General features: G+C 49.3%; 19 protein-coding genes. 10 read left to right on the top strand and 9 right to left on the bottom strand.

Annotated elements, in window-relative coordinates; genetic code table 11:
• Positions 1-184: 184 nt before the first annotated feature.
• The gene (locus tag LPB400_RS04125; protein ID WP_225905493.1) at positions 185-1,072 is read right to left on the bottom strand and encodes a YicC/YloC family endoribonuclease; all 888 of its coding nucleotides are present in this window, start codon (positions 1,070-1,072) and stop codon (positions 185-187) included.
• A gap of 138 nt (positions 1,073-1,210) precedes the next feature.
• Between LPB400_RS04125 and rph the strand changes: the two genes are divergently transcribed.
• From rph to LPB400_RS04110, 3 genes are all read left to right on the top strand, one after another.
• On the top strand, positions 1,211-1,939 hold the full coding sequence (gene rph / locus LPB400_RS04120; RefSeq protein ID WP_003686003.1) for a ribonuclease PH: 729 nt from the start codon (positions 1,211-1,213) through the stop codon (positions 1,937-1,939).
• A gap of 172 nt (positions 1,940-2,111) precedes the next feature.
• On the top strand, positions 2,112-3,332 hold the full coding sequence (locus LPB400_RS04115) for an aspartate kinase (RefSeq protein ID WP_063075945.1): 1,221 nt from the start codon (positions 2,112-2,114) through the stop codon (positions 3,330-3,332).
• Between the two features lie 359 nt (positions 3,333-3,691).
• The gene (locus tag LPB400_RS04110) at positions 3,692-4,318 is read left to right on the top strand and encodes a hypothetical protein (protein ID WP_225905506.1); all 627 of its coding nucleotides are present in this window, start codon (positions 3,692-3,694) and stop codon (positions 4,316-4,318) included.
• Positions 4,319-4,406: 88 nt separating this feature from the next.
• Here the strand turns inward: LPB400_RS04110 and LPB400_RS04105 are convergent, their stop codons facing one another.
• Positions 4,407-4,847, bottom strand: a complete 441-nt coding sequence (locus tag LPB400_RS04105; RefSeq protein WP_219089491.1) for a DNA polymerase III subunit chi — start codon at positions 4,845-4,847, stop codon at positions 4,407-4,409.
• A 37-nt stretch (positions 4,848-4,884) separates the two neighbouring features.
• Positions 4,885-7,371, bottom strand: coding sequence for a heavy metal translocating P-type ATPase (locus LPB400_RS04100; protein WP_219089489.1), 2,487 nt, complete (start codon positions 7,369-7,371; stop codon positions 4,885-4,887).
• A gap of 361 nt (positions 7,372-7,732) precedes the next feature.
• Between LPB400_RS04100 and LPB400_RS10990 the strand changes: the two genes are divergently transcribed.
• Positions 7,733-7,858, top strand: coding sequence for a hypothetical protein (locus tag LPB400_RS10990; RefSeq protein WP_003678791.1), 126 nt, complete (start codon positions 7,733-7,735; stop codon positions 7,856-7,858).
• Positions 7,859-7,926: 68 nt separating this feature from the next.
• Here LPB400_RS10990 and hflX read toward each other — a convergent pair whose 3' ends face one another.
• From hflX to lptF, 4 genes are all read right to left on the bottom strand, one after another.
• Positions 7,927-9,087 carry a GTPase HflX gene (gene hflX / locus LPB400_RS04095; RefSeq protein WP_070461337.1) on the bottom strand — a complete coding sequence of 387 codons (1,161 nt, stop codon included), beginning with the start codon at positions 9,085-9,087 and terminating at the stop codon, positions 7,927-7,929.
• A gap of 44 nt (positions 9,088-9,131) precedes the next feature.
• The gene (locus tag LPB400_RS04090; RefSeq protein WP_225905494.1) at positions 9,132-10,352 is read right to left on the bottom strand and encodes a glycosyltransferase; all 1,221 of its coding nucleotides are present in this window, start codon (positions 10,350-10,352) and stop codon (positions 9,132-9,134) included.
• Between the two features lie 119 nt (positions 10,353-10,471).
• Entirely contained in the window at positions 10,472-11,542 is a 1,071-nt protein-coding gene (gene lptG / locus LPB400_RS04085) for an LPS export ABC transporter permease LptG (protein ID WP_219089487.1), read from the bottom strand.
• Positions 11,539-12,654 (bottom strand): LPS export ABC transporter permease LptF, encoded by a 1,116-nt coding sequence (gene lptF / locus LPB400_RS04080; protein ID WP_003686055.1) that lies wholly within the window; start codon positions 12,652-12,654, stop codon positions 11,539-11,541. Before lptF ends, lptG begins: the two co-directional genes overlap by 4 nt.
• Positions 12,655-12,811: 157 nt before the next feature.
• On the opposite strand from lptF, the gene LPB400_RS04075 reads away from it, so the two are divergent.
• From LPB400_RS04075 to znuD, 5 genes are all read left to right on the top strand, one after another.
• Entirely contained in the window at positions 12,812-14,221 is a 1,410-nt protein-coding gene (locus LPB400_RS04075; RefSeq protein ID WP_219089485.1) for a leucyl aminopeptidase, read from the top strand.
• Positions 14,222-14,321: 100 nt separating this feature from the next.
• Positions 14,322-14,807, top strand: a complete 486-nt coding sequence (locus LPB400_RS04070; protein WP_070461333.1) for a cupin domain-containing protein — start codon at positions 14,322-14,324, stop codon at positions 14,805-14,807.
• 136 nt (positions 14,808-14,943) lie between these two features.
• On the top strand, positions 14,944-15,825 hold the full coding sequence (locus tag LPB400_RS04065) for a hypothetical protein (protein WP_141743138.1): 882 nt from the start codon (positions 14,944-14,946) through the stop codon (positions 15,823-15,825).
• Positions 15,818-16,261 (top strand): hypothetical protein, encoded by a 444-nt coding sequence (locus LPB400_RS04060; protein WP_070461331.1) that lies wholly within the window; start codon positions 15,818-15,820, stop codon positions 16,259-16,261. The genes LPB400_RS04065 and LPB400_RS04060 overlap by 8 nt, the downstream gene beginning before the upstream one ends.
• A 480-nt stretch (positions 16,262-16,741) precedes the next feature.
• The gene (gene znuD / locus LPB400_RS04055) at positions 16,742-19,030 is read left to right on the top strand and encodes a TonB-dependent zinc receptor ZnuD (RefSeq protein WP_219089483.1); all 2,289 of its coding nucleotides are present in this window, start codon (positions 16,742-16,744) and stop codon (positions 19,028-19,030) included.
• A gap of 84 nt (positions 19,031-19,114) precedes the next feature.
• Here the strand turns inward: znuD and LPB400_RS04050 are convergent, their stop codons facing one another.
• Entirely contained in the window at positions 19,115-19,927 is an 813-nt protein-coding gene (locus tag LPB400_RS04050; protein ID WP_219089481.1) for a phosphatidylserine decarboxylase, read from the bottom strand.
• Positions 19,928-20,152: 225 nt separating this feature from the next.
• On the bottom strand, positions 20,153-20,419 hold the full coding sequence (locus tag LPB400_RS04045; RefSeq protein ID WP_219089479.1) for a hypothetical protein: 267 nt from the start codon (positions 20,417-20,419) through the stop codon (positions 20,153-20,155).
• Between the two features lie 340 nt (positions 20,420-20,759).
• Here LPB400_RS04045 and LPB400_RS04040 point away from each other — a divergent pair, with 340 nt between their 5' ends.
• The gene (locus LPB400_RS04040; protein ID WP_219089477.1) at positions 20,760-21,086 is read left to right on the top strand and encodes a hypothetical protein; all 327 of its coding nucleotides are present in this window, start codon (positions 20,760-20,762) and stop codon (positions 21,084-21,086) included.
• Positions 21,087-21,167 lie beyond the last annotated feature (81 nt).

The following is a 21,167-nucleotide window of genomic DNA, read 5'->3' as shown; positions in this document are numbered from 1 at the left end:
TTTATCATGACAATAATTGCCATAATTTAACACATGTTAACTCTTATGCGCAATTACAGTAACGAAACAGGAAATCCATCATCCAATAATGTTTAAAAACAAACCACACTGACTCCACCCAATATCAACACAAAGGCCGTCTGAAACTTTTCAGACGGCCTTGTTTTATCCGTTCATTATCGATTTATTCGATATTTTGAACCTGTTCGCGCATTTGTTCGATTAAGACTTTCAGTTCAACCGAAGCTTGCGTGCATTCGGCGGCGATGGCCTTGCTGCCCAAAGTGTTGGCTTCGCGGTTGAGCTCCTGCATTAGAAAATCCAAACGTTTGCCTGCGCTGCTCTTGCCTTCAGTAACGATGCGGCGCACTTCGGCGATATGGGTGCGCAAACGGCTGAATTCCTCATCCACATCAGATTTTTGGATGAATAAAGCAAATTCCTGTTGCAGGCGGTCGTTGTCGATATTGCCGACGGCTTCTGCCAAACGGGTTTTAACTTTGTCCATATGTGCCTGCAAAAGGCTTGGGAACAATTCGTTCAAAGCATCCACAATCTCTTCCATGCCGTCCAGACGTTGTAGCAAATGTTCGCCCAGTTTTTTGCCTTCGCGTTTGCGGGCAGCTGTGAACTCTTTCAACGCGCCGGTCAATAAATCTTTGACACCTTTCGCCAAAGCCTCGGAGTCTTCGCTCTGACCTGCCAAAACGCCGGGGAAACGCAAAACGTCGGCCACGCTCAGCTTGCCGAAATTGTGTTCCTTGCGCCATTCTTTGTTCAAATGCGCCAGCTGTGAGACCAAATCCTGATTGACTTCCAAAGTCTGACCGCCAGAAGCCGCATCTTGCAGCTGAACACGGCATTCCAGTTTACCGCGCGCCACAGCCGCGGCAATCTGTTCGCGCAATGCTCCTTCCAAATAGCGCAACTCTTCCGGCATACGGAATTGGACATCCAAATAACGATGGTTGACCGCGCGGATTTCCAAATTAATCCGCTTGCCGCCGCATTCGCCTGCGGCATTGGCAAAGCCGGTCATACTGTGAATTTGAATATTTCGTCTTGTAGCCATGGTTTTACTCCGTTTCCAAATACGAGTGAAAGTATGGACACTATAACACACCCGACCGACGATTTTCAGACGGCCTTTGCTGCCAAATTCCTCTATAATTCAAGGCAGCCCATTTTTTATTCCCCCCAAAGGACCATCATGAGCGACTACACCCGCACCGGCCGCGCTGCCGACAGCCTGCGCAACATTAAAATCACCCCCAATTTCCTGCCACACGCCGACGGCTCCTGCCTTATCGAGTGCGGCAACACCAAAGTGATTTGCACTGCCTCCATCGACGAAAATGTCCCGCCCTTCTTGCGCGGTAAAGAACAAGGCTGGGTAACGGCCGAATACGGCATGTTGCCGGCTTCTACCGCCTCCCGTATGCGCCGCGAGGCCGCCGCAGGCAAACAGTCCGGCCGCACACAAGAAATCCAACGTCTGATCGGCCGCTCGCTGCGCGCCGTTGTCGATATGGAAAAACTCGGCGAACGCCAAATCCTGATTGACTGCGACGTCATCCAAGCCGACGGCGGCACGCGTACCGCCTCCATTACCGGTGCCTACGTTGCCCTGCAAATCGCCGTGGACAAACTCCTTTCAGACGGCCTTATCAGCGAAAACCCAATCCGTGAAGCCGTTGCCGCCGTTTCCGCCGGCGTGGTAGGCGGTGTACCGCTTTTGGACTTGGACTATCCCGAAGATTCAGGCTGCGACAGTGACGTTAATATCATCATGACTGCATCCGGCAAAATCATCGAAATCCAAGGTACGGCCGAAGGCGCGCCGTTTAGCATCGAAGAATTGGGCAAGCTGATTGCCCTCGCGCACAAAGGCATTGCCGAATTGGTTCAACACCAGCAGGCCGCCCTTTTGGCCCGATAATCAGCAAGGCCGTCTGAAAACTTTCAGACGGCCTTTTTTAACCAAACCCCTTTATGCGTATTTACTCAAAAAAGCGCGTCCCATCCTTGAATTCCATGTAAAAAATAGTAATAATAACCCTTTTTCCAGCAAACCAAGCTGCCCGACAACCCCCCACAAGAAAGCACGAAACATGGCGTTAATCGTACATAAATACGGCGGCACATCAGTAGGCTCGCCCGAACGCATCAAAAACGTAGCCAAACGTGTCGCCAAAGCCCGCGCCGAAGGACACGACATCGTAGTCGTCGTATCCGCCATGAGCGGCGAAACCAACCGACTGGTCGCACTGGCGCACGAAATGCAAGAGCATCCCGATCCGCGCGAACTCGACGTCGTTCTCGCTACCGGCGAACAAGTGACCATCGGCCTGCTGGCCATGGCCCTGAAAGACATCGGCGTTGACGCCAAGAGCTACACCGGCTGGCAAGTCGCCCTCCAAACCGACACTTCCCACACCAAAGCCCGCATCGAAAACATCGACGACGAGAAAATGCGTGCCGATTTGGCCGCCGGAAAAGTCGTTATCGTAGCCGGTTTCCAAGGCATCAGCAGCGAAGGCAATATCTCAACTCTTGGCCGTGGTGGTTCTGACACCTCCGCCGTTGCCATCGCCGCAGCCCTCAAAGCCGACGAATGCCAAATTTACACTGACGTGGACGGCGTTTACACCACCGACCCGCGCGTCGTACCCGAAGCGCGCCGCATGGACACGATCACATTCGAAGAAATGATCGAATTGGCCAGCCTCGGCTCAAAAGTTTTACAAATCCGCTCCGTAGAATTCGCCGGAAAATACAAAGTGCGCCTGCGCGTACTCAGCAGCCTGCAAGATGGCGGCAACGGCACCCTGATTACCTTTGAAGAGGACGACAACATGGAAAGAGCAGCCGTAACCGGTATCGCATTCGACAAAAACCAAGCACGCATCAACGTACGCGGCGTACCTGACAAACCCGGCGTTGCCTACCAAATCCTCGGCGCAGTTGCCGATGCCAACATCGAAGTCGACATGATCATCCAAAATGTCGGCAGTGAAGGCACAACCGACTTCTCCTTCACCGTTCCACGCGGCGACTACAAACAAACCATCGAACTCCTGCAACAACGCCAAGACAGCATCGGCGCCGCTTACATCGACGGCGACGACACCGTATGCAAAGTCTCCGCAGTCGGCTTGGGCATGCGTTCACACGTCGGCGTAGCTGCCAAAATCTTCCGCACCCTCGCAGAAGAAGGCATCAACATCCAAATGATTTCAACTTCCGAAATCAAAGTATCCGTCCTGATTGACGAAAAATACATGGAACTGGCCACCCGCGTTCTGCATAAAGCATTCGACTTAGGCAACTAATTCCAGCCAATCAAAAGGCCGTCTGAAACTTTATTGTTTCAGACGGCCTTTTTTATTTCCATTACATAAATCAACAACATCTTAATAAAAAAATCTACTTTAATTCAAAACAGCACAGCTTGCCTTATTATTACCCTTGTTAATTTCATTATATGTTCAATATTTTACAACCATCCATCTTCGCCGTTTAATTCCAAAAACATACCACTTAACCTAATTTAAGGAAAATAAACAAATTTGTAATAAAATAGGACAAAAGCACAAATAATTATCTACGCTCATCAATAAAAACAAATTTCCCCCAATTTTCCCCTAACTTAAGAAGGAATCCTAATATGAACGTATTAAACAAATTCGGTATGCTGATCTTGACCGCTTCCCTGCTGACAGCTTGCGGCGACTCCGGCAATAAAGGCAGCAGCGACAAACCAGCAGAACAAGTCGCTCAAAGCGAATCTAGTTCAGACAATAAATACGAAAAAGCTTTGAGTGAATTCCCGGAAGCAGATCCTAAACTGGCTGAACCTATTGTTATTTCCGATAAAAAATCTCCAGAAGGTCTTGCCGAATTGCAAAAATTCATTCACTTCACCACCAGTGAAGAAGCTCAAAACATCGGTAAGATGGGGCAAGAATTACAGCAACTGGCCAGACAAGGTAAAGAAGCCGAGACTTTAGATCAGATGAAAAAACTGACTGACGCTCTGGAGCAATTCCATCAGAGCGCAATTGCCCTCGATATCAAAGATCCTGAAATCAAAGCAGTTATGGATCGTACACTGCAAGTCAGCAGTGCTGCCAACAACCTGATGATTTATGCAGGCAAGTATTCTTCTGAGCTGACTATCGACGGCAAAGATAAAGATGCAGTCAAATTTGCCAAAGATTTCCAAGAAAAATCTCAAAAATTGCAAGAAACCCTGCGTGCAGCCAATCAAGAAGTAGAAAAGGCTGCCACAGCCTTAGGCAAGAAATATTCCCAATAAGCCCTATTGTTTCCAATAAATAGCAGAAAGGGACATCATCAAAATGTCCCTTTGTTTATATTCAGACGGCCTTGAATATCTTCAATACTCAATCCTTCCCTTCTCTCGAAAAATGCTCAATCTCAAATCCGCTCTGACGATAAGCTCGGAAACGGTCTCGGGCTTCGGCCAAATCTTCTAAGCTATTTCCCACAATTTCAAGGATACGGTTTGGAATGGCCGGGGCTTGACTCCAGAAATCAGCAGACAGGTTCAAAACCGTGCAATCTTGCGAAATATTCGGCAATGCGTTTCCAAACGCAAGCAATACCGGCGTTTCAGACGGCATGGGGTCGGTAGACAGCCAGATTTCATGCGGAATAAAGCTTTCGGGAATCTGCTGCCACAAATCAATGTCGAGTTGCTGTACTGCCGCGGCAGAATCCGACCACACCAAAATCTGCCCGCCATCGCGTATGGCGCGCGAAATCAAGCGACAGGCAAAGGCGGCCGGTCGGGCAACGTGTGTATAAAAAGTGGCTTTAGGCATGGCGTATTCTTTCGTTTAGGCAATGGATTTGCTGTTTTCAGACGGCCTTTTTGGTTTTCAACAATCTCAAGGCATTGCCCAACACCAGCAGCGAGCTGAAACTCATGCCGAGCGCGGCGATCCACGGGGTAACGTAACCAAACACGGCCAGCGGAACGGCAACCAGATTGTATGCGCTCGCCCAAGTCAGGTTTTGGCGGATGATTTGATGGGTACGGCGTGCCTGTTCCATCATCACGGGCAAAACGTTCAAATCATCATTGAGCAAAACCACATCGGCCCCGTCTCGCGCCACATCGGCACTCGTGGCCACGGCGGCCGACACGTTGGCTTGGGCAAGGACGGGGGCATCGTTAATCCCGTCGCCGATCATCATGACTTTACGTCCTTGTTTTTGCAGATTCTCCACATAAGCCAGCTTATCTTCAGGCATAGCTTCGGCACAATAGGCATCCAAACCCAGCTCTTGCGCGACTTGGGCTACGGCAGCCTGACGGTCGCCACTTAAAAGGTGTAAACGGATGCCGTGTTGTTTCAGGTTTTGCAACATTTCAGCGGCGCTGTCTTTGATTTGGTCTTCCAGCAAAAAGGCCGTCTGAAAACCGCTTTGATTGCCCAAGAAAATAATGCTGCCTGTGTGGTCGATATGGGCAAATGTTTCAGGCAGATTACCGGCGATTTCCGAAACAAACGCCGCTTTGCCCAAAGCCCAAACTTGGGTTTCGCCATCAAATTCGATTTGCGCGCTGACACCGTACCCAATACGGTTGACCCGTTGCTGCACTTTCACATCAAGCGCGGATACCAGGCCGTCTGAAAGCTTATGGTTCAAAATGGCACGGGCGATGGGGTGTTCGGATTGCTGCTCCAATGCTTGGGCGATAGCAAGGGCTTGAGCTTCGTTCAGACGGCCTGCGGACAACATACGGCTGACGGAAAGCTGCCCTTTGGTCAGCGTACCGGTTTTGTCGAACACGACATCGCCAATTTGGGCAAGCGTTTCCAGGCTTTGTTTGCCGCTGATGAGAATGCCGTCTTTGGCCAGCGCACCGGTAGAAGCGGCCAGCGCGGTCGGTGTGGCAAGCGACAAGGCGCACGGACAGGTAATGACCAGCAGGGCAACGGTAATCCATAAGGCAGTGTGCGCATCTGCATACCAAGCCCAGCCGATAAAAACAGGAATCGCAAGCAAAAGTTCGCCAAACACAAAACTGGACGCGTATTTTTCGGCCAACTCGGCGGCACGCGGTTTTTGCGCCAGCGCACGGTCGAGCAGTTTGACGATATGGGACAGGCGCGTGTTGCCGCCGGTATGGTCGGTTCGGATGATTAAAGGGCTGCTGGTGTTGAGCGTGCCGGCGGTTACTTTTTCAGACGGCCTTTTCACGATGGGCAGGCTTTCGCCGGTCAACATGGCTTCGTTAACTTCACTCTCGCCGGACAAAACCGTACCGTCCACCGGAATGACTTCGCCGGGCTTCACAACAATCGTATCGCCGATATTGAGGCAGACGACCGCGGCTTCCTCGATGGCTTCGCTTTCAGGATAAGACGGCAAACGGTGGCAGAATGCCGGAACCAGTTTGACCAACCGCTCCGCCGCATCGCCTGCTTTGCGTCGGGCAATCTGTTCCATAAAACGCCCGCCCAACAGGAAAAACAGCAGCATGGCGATGGATTCAAAATACATGCCCTGCCCTGCGTTGGTGGCCAGGCTGTAAATACCGGCGATAAAGGTCATCACAATGGCAATGGCTATCGGCGTATCCATGCCGACACGGCGGTTTTTCCAGTCACGCCATGCGCCGCGGTAAAACGGCAACGCGCTGTAAAACACAACGGGCAATACCATCAAAAAGCCGCCCCAATGCAGGATTTCCAAATAAAGCGGCTCGATGTCGCCGCCGTAAAAATAAGTCGGCAGGGCAAACATCATCGTCTGCATCATACCCAGACCGGCCACAGCCAATCTGACGATAAACTGTTTGCGCTCTTTCTGAGCCTGCACTTCGATTTTTTGCGCGTCATAAGGCGCGGCGGTATAACCGGTTTGGCGGATTTTCAGCAAAATGTCCGACAATTCAATGTGGGCGCTGTCCCACACCACGCGGCAGCGGTGGGTACTGTAATTCAAATCCACGCGCACCACGCCCTTCATACGCAACAACTGCTGTTCAATCAGCCACACACACGCGGCGCAGGTAATGCCGCCCAGCATCAACACCGCCTCGCGCTCATCCCCTGCGCCAACCTCGACAAAATCAGCCTGCACTTCGGGCAAATCGTACAGCTTTAATTGCGACAACACTTCCGGTGGTGGCAATTCAGATTTTTCCGCGTCTGCGGTACGCTGTTTGTAATAATTGCCCAAACCGGCATCAATGATACTCTGCGCCACCGCTTGGCAGCCGGCGCAGCAGGTTTCGTGTTCTTCGTCTTCAAAACGAACCGTCAGATGCAGATGCTCCGGGACTTCAAGTCCGCAATGGAAACAGTTTTTTTGGGGATGTGTGGAAGATGTCATAATGTGTTCGATTTATTTTTCAGACGGCCTGAAACAATCGTTTCAGGGTGTTACATTTTAGCAAAAAGCGTTTTTCCGCCTCATTTCATTTACTTTTGAATTAATAGACTGTCGAATTTTATAAAAAATATGGAAAACAAAGTATTGACCGTTTATCAAATGATGAACGGTAACATATAAATACCGTTTATCCTTAAAAACTTCCAATTATTTTAATGTAAAAATGGAACTTTTTTAAAAACTCCAATACATTTTTTATTGACCTCAATCCATTTAAGCAGCATACTTTAGGCATTCCGCGAAGACGGAAATAAAAAAACACACATTTACTTATAAAACTAACTTATTGGGAAACCTCACCATGATTGATCGCCTTATGCCTATCTTCGCCGTTATCGGCATTTTGTCCAGCACCGTATACCTGAGCCTCGCCGCTTGGATGCTTTACGAAAGCGTGTTCAAAAAGAAAAGCCCTCTGTCGGCATAATCCTCAGATTTAGAATTTTACGGTAAGGCCGTCTGAACATTCAGACGGCCTTGTTTCATTCCATACTATCAAGCACTTGGCTGTACGGCCAATTCAATCATTGCTTCGCGCAAACCGTCCAAGCCCAAACTTTCTGCAACGGAAACATTCACGCCGACGGCATGCCCGGAATTGTCGCGCAAAATGCCTGCTTCACGCATACCTGACGGCAGCAAATCGATTTTGTTGTACACCACCAATTGCGGAATTTCATGCGCGCCGATTTCTTCCAAGACTTCGTTGACATCGTCCATCTGCCGTTCAAAATCGGTATTGGACGCATCAACAACGTGCAGTAGCACATCCGCCATCGCCGTCTCTTCCAAAGTAGCGGAAAACGCCGACACCAGCTTGTGCGGCAAATCGCGGACGAAGCCGACGGTATCGGTCAAAATCACGCTCGCCTCGTGCGACAGAAAAAGCCGACGCGCAGTGGTATCCAAAGTGGCAAACAATTGGTCTTTCGCCAATACGTCCGCTTTGGTCAGGCGGTTGAACAGGCTGGATTTTCCGGCATTGGTATAGCCGACAATGGCAAAGGTTTTCAGACGGCCGCTCATGCGCGATTTGCGGCGCGTGGCGCGTTGTTTGCGGACATCGGCAAGCTGTTTTTTCAATGCCGTGATTTTTTGTCCGATTAAACGGCGGTCGGTTTCCAACTGGGTTTCGCCCGGCCCTTTCAAGCCGATACCGCCCTTCTGACTTTGCAGGTGTCCATAACCGCGTACCAGCCGTCCGCTCAAATGGTTCAACTGAGCCAGCTCCACCTGCAACTTACCTTCCTGCGATTGGGCGCGTTTGGCAAAAATCGCCAAAATCAAACCCACTCTGTCGAGGACGCGGCATTGAAGCTCTTTCTCCAGATTACGCTCTTGTGTCGGCGTGAGTTCGTGGTTAAACACGACCAGCCCGACATCATGCTGCTTGACCACTGCCGCCAATTCTTCCGCCTTACCCGTACCGACAAACAAAGCCGGATGCGGTTTGTCGCGGCGTGAAGTTTCGATAGAAACCAAATCGCCTCCGGCCGCGCTCACCAATTCTGCCGCTTCGGTCAAGGCCGTCTGAAAGCCGCGCTCGCGCGTTTCATTTGCGCCAGAATAGTCCGCCGTCAGCATTACGCCGACCAAGAGGACGCGTTCGGGCTGCTCCAAAGATTTATCGACGGAAAACAGATTGCGCTTGCTCAAAAAATTTCCTTTCAGACGGCCTTATGGCTGGGTCAAAGTGCTAATTAACGGTTTTTCAAAATATCGGCAAAATATTCGGTCACTTCTGCCAAACGTCCGCCTTGCGCGGCATAAGGCTGCATTACGGCCACCAGCTGCTCCAACACTTCGCGCGTTTCGGTTTGCGCGTGTTCGCGGTAGAGCCACATATTTTGCATGGTCACCGTGGTCAATGCCTCGCGTACATTAAGCAAGAGCAAGTGGCGGCAAGATTCATAGCCTTGGCGCAAATCGCCGGCCGCATAGGCGGTAACCGACAATTCATAATCGATGTCCAACTGATAAACATTGCTTTGGACAAAAAGAATATCGTCTGTTGGGAACGGGATACGTTTCGCCATCAGACCGATCGCATGGGAAATGCGGTATTTCCCTTCCTGGCGCAACATGGTTTGCGCAAGGTAGAGACATTCGGCACGGCGCGGGTTGTAATCATAGCCTGCCAACCAAGTCGCCAAGGCTTCATCGCGTTTGCCCATTAATTTGTAGCACTCGCCCAGCTGTTGGTAAGAAACCGACACTTCCTCGATCCAACCGCCCAACTCGATGCGTTTTTTAAACCATTCGCTCGCACGCTCGGGCATATCAGAATCCCAATAAGAACGTGCCGCATAAAAGGCGTAACGCGGTTTCAGGTCTTCATCTTCAGGGCTGTAAAACGCTTTTTCCAAAGAAACGGCGTCAAGCAGGTATTTGTTCGCCATATTGCTGCGCGCACCGAAACGGCCGCTGAGAACCGTATAGCCGCCATGAAGCGTGGCTTCGCTGGTATCTTGTTTGTCGGTTTCGATAAACTCATGCAACACGCCGCGCCAGTAGAATGTACCGTCATTGCGCAACAACAGCGGACGGTAATAAACCACGCTGCCCATGGCATTTCGCATGCGGAGGCGGTAACGGTCGGCGGTCAGCTCGGGCAATTCCAATTTGCCTTCAAAGCGGTCGTCCGCATCAAAAATCAACACATAATCGGTTTTGTCTTTTGCGTGTTTCAAAGCCTGATTGCGGTTGTATGCAAAATTTTGCCAACCATCATGATGAATCTCGCCTGCGATGCCCTTTGCATCGAAAAAGCGGCGGATCACGCCGGCGGTATCATCGGTCGAACCGGTGTCGCTGATGACATAGTAGTCAAGTTTGATGTGGTCGGTGATGTTGGCCAGTGTTTCTTCGATGATTGCCGCTTCGTTTTTGACAATCATATTCAAGCAGATGGTTTGGGACATTTTCAATAGCCGCATTGGTTTGGAAAGGTATTATTTTACTTTAGCATTTTGTTTTTTGCACACAAAATACTCAGGCCGTCTGAAGATTGCCTTTCAGACGGCCTGAAGTTTATTTTGCCTTATCTTTTTTCCTGACGACGTATCAGATACACCGCCAACAGTGCAAACAAAACCGTCGGCAATGCGCCCGCCAAAAACGGCGGCACGCCGTACAACTGACTGGTAAAGCCGAAGAGCCGTCCGGCAAAGTGGAACAGCAAACCAAGGCAGATACCGCCGAAGAGTTTCAAGCCCATATTGCCGTGGCGCGTGGTTTGCGGGGTAAAGGCAAAGGCAACAAGCGCCATCACCCATGCGGCAACGGGATACACCAGCTTGCGCCACCATGCGATGGCATAGACTTGGGTATTTTGGTTGTTTTTTTCCAGATGGTCGATATAAGTGGTCAATTCGCCGACAGACATTTGGTCGGGCTTGACGAGCAATACATCCATCAGGTTGCGTTTGACGGAAATCGGCCAGTTTTCTTCGGCAGCAGTAGAAACCTCGACTTTATCTTCGCCCAATATGCTGCGGCGTATATTTTTCAGCTGCCAGCTGCCGTCAGGATTCAAAACGGCGGATTCGGCTTCTGCCGCTTGGGTCAGTTCGTTTTTATCGTTGCGCTGCCAAATTTTGATGCCCAAAAGCGTATGGTCGGGCAACATTTCGCGCACGTTGATAATACTGTTTTTTTCTTTCAGCCAAAGGCCGGTATTGCCGGTACTGATTTTGCCGTTGATGGCGGCGGCTTTGATGTTTTCGGCTTTTTGGCTCAGCGCGGGGGCAACCCATTCGCCGAGCGCAACGGTGGCAATGGCGAAAATCAAACCGAACTGCGACAGAATCAACAGCAGCTTTTTGGTGCTCATGCCGCTGGCTTTGATAACGGTCAGCTCGCTGCCGGAAGCCAGTTGGCTGAGGGAAATCAGGCCGCCGATCAAAACGGCAAGCGGCATCAGTTCATATGCGCGCGCAGGCATCTGCATTAAAACATACTGCCCCAATTTTGCGCCGTTATAGCTGCCTTTTCCAAGATCGCCGACTTCGTTGATGATTTCAAAAAAGCTGTACAAAGCGAGGAAGGCAAGGAGGGCGTAAACCGCCATAACCGCCATTTGACGGATGATGTAACGTGAAATCAGGTTCATTTTCCGCCTTTCAATGTCAGACTTTTGGCAACCGCCTGCCAGAAGGGTTGGCTGGGCATACTGCGCACGCGCAGCAGGACGACGGCAATCACAAACATGATGATGTGCATAGGCAGCAGTCCGAGCCAAAAATGGATTTTGCCGTCTTCCACAGCATTGCGCAGGAAAGTCAGCCCGTTTTGGTAAACCAAAAATAAACCGATGGCAATCAGGATATTGTAGGTATGGCCGCTGCGCGGATTGAAATAGGAAAGCGGCACGGCAAGCAGGCACAACAACAAAACGCTGACGGTCAAGGAAATACGCCACATCAATTCCGCTTGGTGTTGGGGATTGCTGCTGCCAATCAGTTGGGCAGTCGGAATGGTGCGGCGGTGTGATACAGGGTCGATGAGTTTGGGCGTGGTGCTGATAATCAGGCTGAGGTGTTGGAAAGAAACGCGGTTGTAATCGGCTTTGCCGGGCGTACCGCTGTAACGGTAGCCGTCACGCAATTCAAGCGTGCGTTTGTTGTCGGTCAACGAAAAATTGCCCTCTTTGGCAAAAACAATGTTGTCGTTGCCGTTTTTGTCCTGCTCGCGCAGGAAGAGGTTTTTCATGATGCCGGATTCGGTATCGAAGGTTTCGACAAAATAAACCCTGCCGTTGCGCTTGCCCAAGTTATTGAACTCGCCGGCTTCCACCAAAGACAATTCCTGCTTCTGCTTCAAAATTTCAGCATATTCGCGGCTGCGCAACTCTGCCCACGGCATCACCCAAAGCTGCATGACGGCAATCAAAATGGCAAACGGCACGGCAAACTGCATGACCGGGCGTATCCATTGTTTCAATGCCAATCCGCAAGAAAGCCAGACCGACATCTCGCTATCGCGCCAGTAGCGGGTCAATACGGTCAACGTACTGATAAATGCGGTCAACACCAGCAAAAGCGGGGTCATGCCGATTACCCAGAAGCCGACTAAGGCCAACACGGCATCGATGGCGACACGCCCGTCGGCTGCGCGGCCAAGCAGGTTGATGGCCTGCGTAGACACCAATACCGCCAAGAGGACGACAAAGATGCCGACGGCAGTAAAGGAAAGTTCTTTAATAAAGTTTCTTTGGTAAATCATAAGATTGAGCGTGGTATACGGTTTATGGGAAACCTATATTTATTAATAAGGCTTCAGACGGCATGACACAAATGGAGTACAATGATTTTCATCTGTTCGGACGGTTGGTCACAGGCCGTCTGAACAACTGACAACCGTTCCAATCAGGAGAATAAACGTGAAATTTAGCACAAAAGCCGAAACTTTGCAGGCTCAACAGGCAGGTGCGCAATTATTTGTCTGCACCGAAGCATCGCAACTGAACAACCCGACTGCCCTCGCCCTCTTCGCTTCCCTTGAAGAAGGTCAAAATTTCGCCGACACCAAAATCCCGACGGACAACGGTTTGCAGGCCATTGCCATCGCCCGCCTCGAAAAAACCGACCGCGCCGCATTGAACAAAGCTGCAGCCGAAGCCGCCAAATGGGCGCAAAATCAAGAAACGGTCAATGTGGACGTTCACGCCTTTGAAGAAGCGCAAGCCGCCGCCGTTGCCGAAGCGTTTGCGATTGCTTTCGGCAATGCCGCCTACCGTTTCGACCGCTACAAAAAAGAAGCCAAACCGGCCAAATTTGCAGAAGCCGTGTTCCACAGCGCACACGAAGCCGCCGTCAAAGAAGCCCTGCGCATTGCCGAAGCGCAAGTTTACGGACAAAGCCTCTGCCGCGACTTGGGCAATGCCGCGCCGAACGAATGCACGCCTGAATTCCTCGCGCGTACTGCCAAAGCCGAAGCCGAAAAATTGGGTGCACACGCCAAAATCATTGAAAAAGACTACATCAAAGAAAACATGGGTTCGTTCTGGTCTGTCGCCAAAGGCAGTGTCGAGGATCCATATTTAGTCGAACTGAGCTATTTCGGTGCGGCCGACAAAGAAGCCGCGCCTGTGGTATTGGTCGGCAAAGGCATTACCTTCGATACCGGCGGCATTTCCCTCAAACCCGGCCTGAACATGGACGAAATGAAGTTCGACATGTGCGGCGCGGCAACCGTCATCAGCACCTTCTGCGCCGCCGTCAAACTGCAACTGCCGATCAACCTGATTGCCGTCGTCGCCACTTGTGAAAACATGCCTTCCGGCGCGGCCAACAAACCGGGCGACGTCGTGAAAAGCATGAAAGGCTTGACCATCGAAGTGTTGAACACCGATGCCGAAGGCCGTCTGATTTTGTGCGACGCGCTCACTTACGCCGAGCAGTTCAAGCCCAAAGCCGTCATCGACGTCGCCACTCTAACCGGCGCGTGCATCATCGCCCTGGGTCATGACGTCAGCGGCGTGATGGGCAACAATCAAGATTTGGTCGACAGCCTGCTGACTGCTTCCCGCAACGTGGACGACAAAGCATGGCAACTGCCGCTCTTTGAAACCTACAAAGACCAACTCAAATCCAACTTTGCCGACATTCCAAACATCGGTACGCCGGGTGCAGGCACGATTACCGCCGCAACATTCCTGTCTTACTTTACCGAAGACTATCCATGGGCACACCTCGACATCGCAGGTACCGCATGGAAATCCGGCGGAGAAAAAGGCGCGACCGGCCGCCCTGTTCCTTTATTGTTGAACTATCTGCGCAATGTGAAATAAATCTTGGGGAAAGCCTGCGGGGTTACACATTTCAACCCCGCAGGCCGTCTGAAAACGGAATCCGCATTATCTGACTCAACCTGACAAACGGAGAACCACCATGAAACCACTATTTGCCGCATTATCTGTTGCCCTTCTGCTCGGCACATCCATAAGCGCTCAAGCTACCGAACAAACCGCCCCCACCGACCGCAGCATCCAAGTGTACAAAAAAGCCGACTTAACTGAATGGAACCGCGAAAACGCAGCCGGAGGCCAAGGCCCCTTGCTCGGCAGCTTTGCCTTCACGCGCCATCAAACCGCCGACCAAGACGCATTCAAAGAAATCGGCTGGCTGACACTGCCGCCGGGCGCTTCCATCGGTCAGCACAAACATACCGGCAATGAAGACGTCTACATCATCGTATCGGGCAAAGGCCTGTTTACCGACAGCGAAGGCAAACAAACCGAAGTCGGCGCCGGAGACATTACCATCGCCCGCCCCGGCCAGTCCCACGCACTCAAAAATATCGGCAAAAAGCCGTTGGTCTTCCTTGATCTGATTGCCGAAACTGCTGCTGCCCAAACTAAGACCTTTACAAAATAACCCATTTATCCAACAGCCGAAACCTAGACACAAGATTTCGGCTGCTTCAGGTACTGTAATCGGGTTAGAGTAACCATTGTTTCTATATTAAATCATGTTATGATTGAACTTGTTTTATTCTTGAGTTCAATCAATTATGGCTAACCGTCTTTTTCACTTATATCGCTATCAAATTATTTCGAATGAACGCATTCAAGAACGTCTGCCTTTTGGGGATATGACAGTTGAAGAAGTAATCCAAAATAAAAATGCATTTTTTATCGAAGCCTTTAATAATCTTATCCTGCAGAGTGATTTGAATTTATATGAAGAAACGACTAGAAAGATAAGAATTAAGCAAATTTTCCCAAGTACCCATGCAGATGAAAGTGAGCAACTTTTTGTATTTAAAGTTGCTACACGTAAGCGATTGAAGAGAGAAACAGAAAATTTTGAATCGGTTTCCGAAGAAAATTGGCCAAGTGCGTTTGTACTTATTTGGAATGACCCAGAGCAACAAATTATTGCTATTGAATATCGACCAATAGCATTTCATAGTACTAATTCATTAGCAGCAACCTTGGAAAAACGTTTAAATGAAATACTTGCTATTCATAATTTAAATGTGCAAATCAATCCGATATTTGATAAGAAATCCTTTTGGGAATTTATTGAAGGTCGCAACTTAGAAAAGGTTATCTTCAAAATAGTTACACCTAACATGGCTTCTATTTCTCAGTCATTAAGTGAAGAATTAAAAGCCATAGCTAAAATGTCCAATTCTGCCACAACAGAATTGACTTTGACTGCTCCCGAAAATGGTACTTTGAATATTTCACCCAGTATGCCGCAACTTCCTGAACTGGTAGATTACAGCAGTAAAGGAGGTGGAAATATTAGAGTAAAGTATAAAGGTGTCAAAGCAATTACCAACGTCAAAACTGAACACTCTAGTTTAACGGTTGATGAGATTACTATTGAATATCACCCCTATAACCTTGTTGACAAAATTCAAGATTCTTGTAGAGAAAATGATTAAAACTATTGCTGACACCTTTGCCAAATCTTTTGTCATTGCTGTGGTTATTTGTGCCATTCAAGCATTATTTGGGATTTCTTTTGTCAGAGAATTCATGCAGGACAATTTGCTCAATATTCTGGTTACTTTGATGGCTATTAACACTGCAACAATAGCTGTCATTTTGTCAAAAATGTATGAAATCAGTCGAGAACATCAAAAAAAAGTTAATGAAATCTTTGGTGCTACCAAATCACAAATGTTGTTGTCTATTCGTGAACAAATTGCTTTGATAGGTAGTGGTCTAGTTCTTTCTATTTTATCGAAAAAAATAGATTGGGCTTGGAATCCGACTATTATTAATGCCAGTTTGGAAATTTTGTTATTAACAGTATTTATTTATGCATTGTTTATATTGTATGACACTGCTAAAGCTGTTTTAGAATTTTATCAATAACTTTCTAGTATCTGTTAAATAGTCAGCAAGCACCCCTTAACAGTTGGTTAAACATTGATTTATACAATGTCTAACCAACTGTTAAGGACTTTTATGTCTAAATCCCTTGAACTCATTTGAACATCGAAAATTACGAAGCGCGTTTTTTCCCGATCTAAACCGCCCAAGCCGCCAAATAGCAGTTATCAAACCGACAAGGTCGTCTGAAAACCATATTACGTTTTCAGACGACCTTTTTTGCTGTTTAGGCAGCATGATTCGTTCCAAGCAAACGGGGGGATGGTGCGCCGCCGTTGTTTCCATCTTTTTTATCATTTTCAAGATATTGGGCTTCAGACGACCTTTGGTTTTTCACTGTTTGTATGAGCTTTGGCTTGACTGTTTTTCAGCATCAAATGCGATTTACTTCTTAAATTCTTGTTATATTAATGATGAAATGTTATATAATAACAGCCTTTCGAAATATGATGAGAAACTAAAATGACACAAACCACACTCAAACCCATTGTTTTATCTATTCTTTTAATCAGCACCCCCATTCTCTCCCAAGCGCATGAAACCGATCAGTCGGTGGACTTGGACGAGGTTACCGTTGTCGGCAAAAGCCGTCCGCGCGCCACTTCGGGGCTGTTGCACACTTCGACCGCCTCCGACAAAATCATCTCCGGCGATACCTTGCGCCAAAAAGCCGTCAACTTGGGCGATGCTTTAGACGGCGTACCGGGCATTCATGCCTCGCAATACGGCGGCGGCGCGTCCGCTCCCGTTATTCGCGGTCAAACAGGCAGACGGATTAAAGTATTGAACCATCACGGCGAAACGGGCGACATGGCAGACTTCTCTCCCGACCATGCCTTGATGGTGGACAGCGCCTTGTCGCAACAGGTCGAAATCCTACGCGGTCCGGTTACGCTCTTGTACAGCTCGGGCAATGTAGCCGGTTTGGTCGATGTTGCCGATGGCAAAATCCCCGAAAAAATGCCTGAAAACGGCGTATCGGGCGAAGCTGGATTGCGTTTGAGCAGCGGCAATTTGGAAAAACTAACATCCGCAGGCATCAATATCGGACTGGGCAACAACTTCGTGCTGCATACCGAAGGCTTGTACCGCAAATCAGGCGATTACGCCGTACCGCGCTATCAAAAAGAAGAAGGCCGTCTGAAACGACTGCCCGACAGCCATGCCGATTCAAAAACAGGCAGCATCGGCCTGTCTTGGGTGGGTGATAAAGGTTTCCTCGGCGTAGCGTACAGCGACCGTCGCGACCAATACGGCCTGCCTGCCCACAGCCACGAATACGATGATTGCCACGCCGACATCATCTGGCAAAAGAGTTTGATTAACAAACGCTATTTGCAGCTTTATCCGCACCTGTTGACCGAAGAAGACGTCGATTACGACAATCCGGGCTTGAGCTGCGGCTTCCACGACGACGATAATGCACACACCCATGCCCACAACGGCAAACCGTGGATAGACCTGCGCAACAAACGCTACGAACTCCGCGCCGAATGGAAGCAGCCGCTCCCAGGTTTTGAAGCCCTGCGCGTACACCTGAACCGCAACGACTACCACCACGACGAAAAAGCGGGCGACGCGGTGGAAAACTTCTTCAACAATAAAACACACAACGCCCGTATCGAGTTGCGCCACCAACCCATAGGCCGTCTGAAAGGCAGCTGGGGCGTGCAATATTTGGGACAAAAATCCAGCGCGCTTTCCGCCATTCCCGAAACCGTCCAACAACCGATGTTGATTGACAACAATGTCCGCCATTACAGCTTTTTCGGTGTAGAACAGGCAAACTGGGACAACTTCACGCTAGAAGGCGGCGTACGCGTGGAAAAACAAAAAGCCTCCATCCAGTACGACAAAGCATTGATTGATCGGGAAAACTACTACAACCAACCCCTACCCGACCTCGGCGCGCACCGCCAAACCGCCCGCTCGTTCGCACTTTCGGGCAACTGGTATTTCACGCCACACCACAAACTCAGCCTGACCGCCTCCCATCAGGAACGCCTGCCGTCAACGCAAGAGCTGTACGCACACGGCAAACACGTTGCCACCAATACCTTTGAAGTCGGCAACAAACACCTCAACAAAGAGCGTTCCAACAATATCGAACTCGCGCTGGGCTACGAAGGCGAACGCTGGCAATACAATCTGGCGCTCTACCGCAACCGCTTCGACAACTACATTTACGCCCAAACCTTAAACGACGGACGCGGCCCCAAATCCATCGAAAACGACAGCGAAATGAAGCTTGTGCGTTACAACCAATCCGGCGCCGACTTCTACGGCGCGGAAGGTGAAATCTACTTCAAACCGACACCGCGCTACCGCATCGGCGTTTCCGGTGACTATGTACGAGGCCGTCTGAAAAACCTACCGTCCCTACCCGGTAGGGAAGATGCCTACGGCAACCGTCCTTTCATCGCACAGGATAACCAAAACGCCCCCCGTGTTCCGGCTGCGCGCCTCGGCGTCCACCTGAAAGCCTCACTGACCGACCGCATCGATGCCAACTTGGACTACTACCGCGTGTTCGCCCAAAACAAACTCGCCCGCTACGAAACGCGCACGCCCGGACACCATATGCTCAACCTCGGCGCAAACTATCGCCGCAATACGCGCTATGGTGAGTGGAATTGGTACGTCAAAGCCGACAACCTGCTCAACCAATCCGTTTACGCCCACAGCAGCTTCCTCTCTGATACGCCGCAAATGGGCCGCAGCTTTACCGGCGGTGTAAACGTGAAGTTTTAAAATCGGACAGGCAAACAAAAAAGGTTTTCAGACGGCCGTCTGAAAACCTTTTTCTTGTTTTAACCAATCATTCAAAACTGACTATTAATCTTTCAACACATCTTGCACAGCCGCTTGAATCTTAGCCGCCGCTGCTTCGATTTGCTGTTGCTCGGTAGATTGGCTTGCCACTGTTTCAACCGGAGCCGCTTGTGAAGCAGGCGCAGCTTGTGGAGCTGCGGCTTTAGGATCAGATTCAGCTTGCGGCGCAGTCAGCGGCAAACGCGCCAATACAGTGCTGACGCCGGTAACTTTATCGCCAATCGCCACTTGCGCCTGCGCATCGACAGGCAGATACATATCCACGCGCGAACCAAAGCGGATAAAGCCATAGCGTTCGCCGCGAGACAGTTTCGCACCGGCTTGGGTGTAGCACAAAATACGACGCGCCACCAAACCGGCCACTTGAACAAAAGTAATTTCACGACCAGAAGCCGTAGTCGCCAACACCGCATTGCGTTCGTTTTCCGTGCTGGCTTTATCCAAATCCGCATTCACGAATTTGCCTTTGTTATAGACCACTTTCGTTACCGTACAATCGGCAGGCGATTTTTGCGAATGCACGTTGAACACGTTCATAAAAATACTGATTTTCAAAGCATCGACATCACGATACGGATCGCGTGCGCGCTCAACCACCACGATACGACCGTCAACAGGGCTCAACACCGCTTCAGGATTTTGCGGAATCTCACGCGCAGGGTCGCGGAAAAACTGCAAAGCAAATACGGTAAACACCCAAAACGGCAAAGACCACCAGCCGCAACACATCGACACCAGCAGGCTCAAAGCCAAACCGCCGCCGATAATCGGCCAGCCCTCACGGGCGATAATCGGGTGGGGATATAAACGGTTCATCACTTATCCTTCATTTAATAATTTCAAAATTGCCGCCATTATATCTGAAACTCCAAACATTGAGGCCGTCTGAAATGTTCAGACGGCCGGTGTCTTTTGTAAAAAATACTCAACATAGATAAAGTCTCAGTTTCGGCAACACAATGACGCAGCGTCCTCAACAAGCGGCTCCCACGAGCCAACAACTCGCCGCAAATATCATTTTGACCAAACCTCCGCCCTCGATTATCTCGATAAACCCACTATGACCGCCAATACCAGCCAAATCCAATGCCGACGGCGCGATGTAGAAAACAAAGCACGTTGAGACAGCAAACGCGTTTGACTCAACTGATACGCCACATCGGCCAACATTACCAAGCGATTAGTCTGCCGAGCATTACCTTCTTCCGCTTTACGCAGTTTCAAATTTTCCGCTTCAATCCGCAGCCGCACCAGCTTGGCTTCCAAAAGAAGCAGCTCGCGCGCTTCTTCATACTCCTGTTGCTTCATCGTCCGCATCCTTATCTATCTCACTGCGCAAATACGCAATATCCGATCGAATATCCTGCAAGGTTTCAGCCACACGACTGCCCTGCTCCCGATAATCTGCCGATACTGTTTAAAATGATACAGTATAATCAACAGCTTCATAAAAAATACCTAAAAATATCCTCAAAGCCACCAGATTTGACAATGCTATCTCAATATTATCTCTTTTCAGGAAAACATAAGGCTTAAACAAAAGAAAATGTAAATGTCCTAAAAAGTTAAAAATTTGAGAGTCTTTTTCCAATAAGAAATAACAACTCGAGATCTTCTGCTACCATAATACTCAAAGGAGGGAACCAGAATGAATAATGCTAAATTAGTGATTCCAAATTGTAATGAGTTTATGTCTATTTATGGGTTTGATTGCGAAATAGACGATGTTATTCAGACCGTTAAGTTTGTTAACGGTGATGAACGATTTACTTTAAGCTTTGATCTGACAGTAAATTCTGTCAGACTCTTGTTTTACAGAAAAGAGCATATTGTCATTGATCTTTATCTAGAAGATCTGTCGAAGCTATATTTGGATGAAAATGGTGATTGCCTATCATTTAAATTTTCTAACAACCTTCATATACTGATAAAACTCTATCCCCAAATTAATATTACTGGAACTACCCTGCTATAGATAACCAGAACAAATCTTTTTTTACTGATTATTTGAGGACAACCCCTTATCATTAGAGAGCAAGTGCCTAATCAAGGTTTC

The organism is Neisseria perflava, assembly GCF_019334725.1.
Lineage (GTDB): Bacteria > Pseudomonadota > Gammaproteobacteria > Burkholderiales > Neisseriaceae > Neisseria > Neisseria subflava_A.
This window is presented reverse-complemented; position numbering and strand designations above follow the sequence as displayed.

Excerpts from the sequence above, each read along its gene's own strand:
- LPB400_RS04125 (WP_225905493.1), bottom strand. The coding sequence starts at position 1,072 with ATGGCTACAAGACGAAATATTCAAATTCACAGTATGACCGGCTTTGCC.
- rph (WP_003686003.1), top strand. The coding sequence starts at position 1,211 with ATGAGCGACTACACCCGCACCGGCCGCGCTGCCGACAGCCTGCGCAAC.
- LPB400_RS04115 (WP_063075945.1), top strand. The coding sequence starts at position 2,112 with ATGGCGTTAATCGTACATAAATACGGCGGCACATCAGTAGGCTCGCCC.
- LPB400_RS04110 (WP_225905506.1), top strand. The coding sequence starts at position 3,692 with ATGCTGATCTTGACCGCTTCCCTGCTGACAGCTTGCGGCGACTCCGGC.
- LPB400_RS04105 (WP_219089491.1), bottom strand. The coding sequence starts at position 4,847 with ATGCCTAAAGCCACTTTTTATACACACGTTGCCCGACCGGCCGCCTTT.
- LPB400_RS04100 (WP_219089489.1), bottom strand. The coding sequence starts at position 7,371 with ATGACATCTTCCACACATCCCCAAAAAAACTGTTTCCATTGCGGACTT.
- LPB400_RS10990 (WP_003678791.1), top strand. The coding sequence starts at position 7,733 with ATGATTGATCGCCTTATGCCTATCTTCGCCGTTATCGGCATTTTGTCC.
- LPB400_RS04090 (WP_225905494.1), bottom strand. The coding sequence starts at position 10,352 with ATGTCCCAAACCATCTGCTTGAATATGATTGTCAAAAACGAAGCGGCA.
- lptG (WP_219089487.1), bottom strand. The coding sequence starts at position 11,542 with ATGAACCTGATTTCACGTTACATCATCCGTCAAATGGCGGTTATGGCG.
- lptF (WP_003686055.1), bottom strand. The coding sequence starts at position 12,654 with ATGATTTACCAAAGAAACTTTATTAAAGAACTTTCCTTTACTGCCGTC.
- LPB400_RS04070 (WP_070461333.1), top strand. The coding sequence starts at position 14,322 with ATGAAACCACTATTTGCCGCATTATCTGTTGCCCTTCTGCTCGGCACA.
- LPB400_RS04065 (WP_141743138.1), top strand. The coding sequence starts at position 14,944 with ATGGCTAACCGTCTTTTTCACTTATATCGCTATCAAATTATTTCGAAT.
- LPB400_RS04060 (WP_070461331.1), top strand. The coding sequence starts at position 15,818 with ATGATTAAAACTATTGCTGACACCTTTGCCAAATCTTTTGTCATTGCT.
- znuD (WP_219089483.1), top strand. The coding sequence starts at position 16,742 with ATGACACAAACCACACTCAAACCCATTGTTTTATCTATTCTTTTAATC.
- LPB400_RS04050 (WP_219089481.1), bottom strand. The coding sequence starts at position 19,927 with ATGAACCGTTTATATCCCCACCCGATTATCGCCCGTGAGGGCTGGCCG.
- LPB400_RS04045 (WP_219089479.1), bottom strand. The coding sequence starts at position 20,419 with ATGAAGCAACAGGAGTATGAAGAAGCGCGCGAGCTGCTTCTTTTGGAA.
- LPB400_RS04040 (WP_219089477.1), top strand. The coding sequence starts at position 20,760 with ATGAATAATGCTAAATTAGTGATTCCAAATTGTAATGAGTTTATGTCT.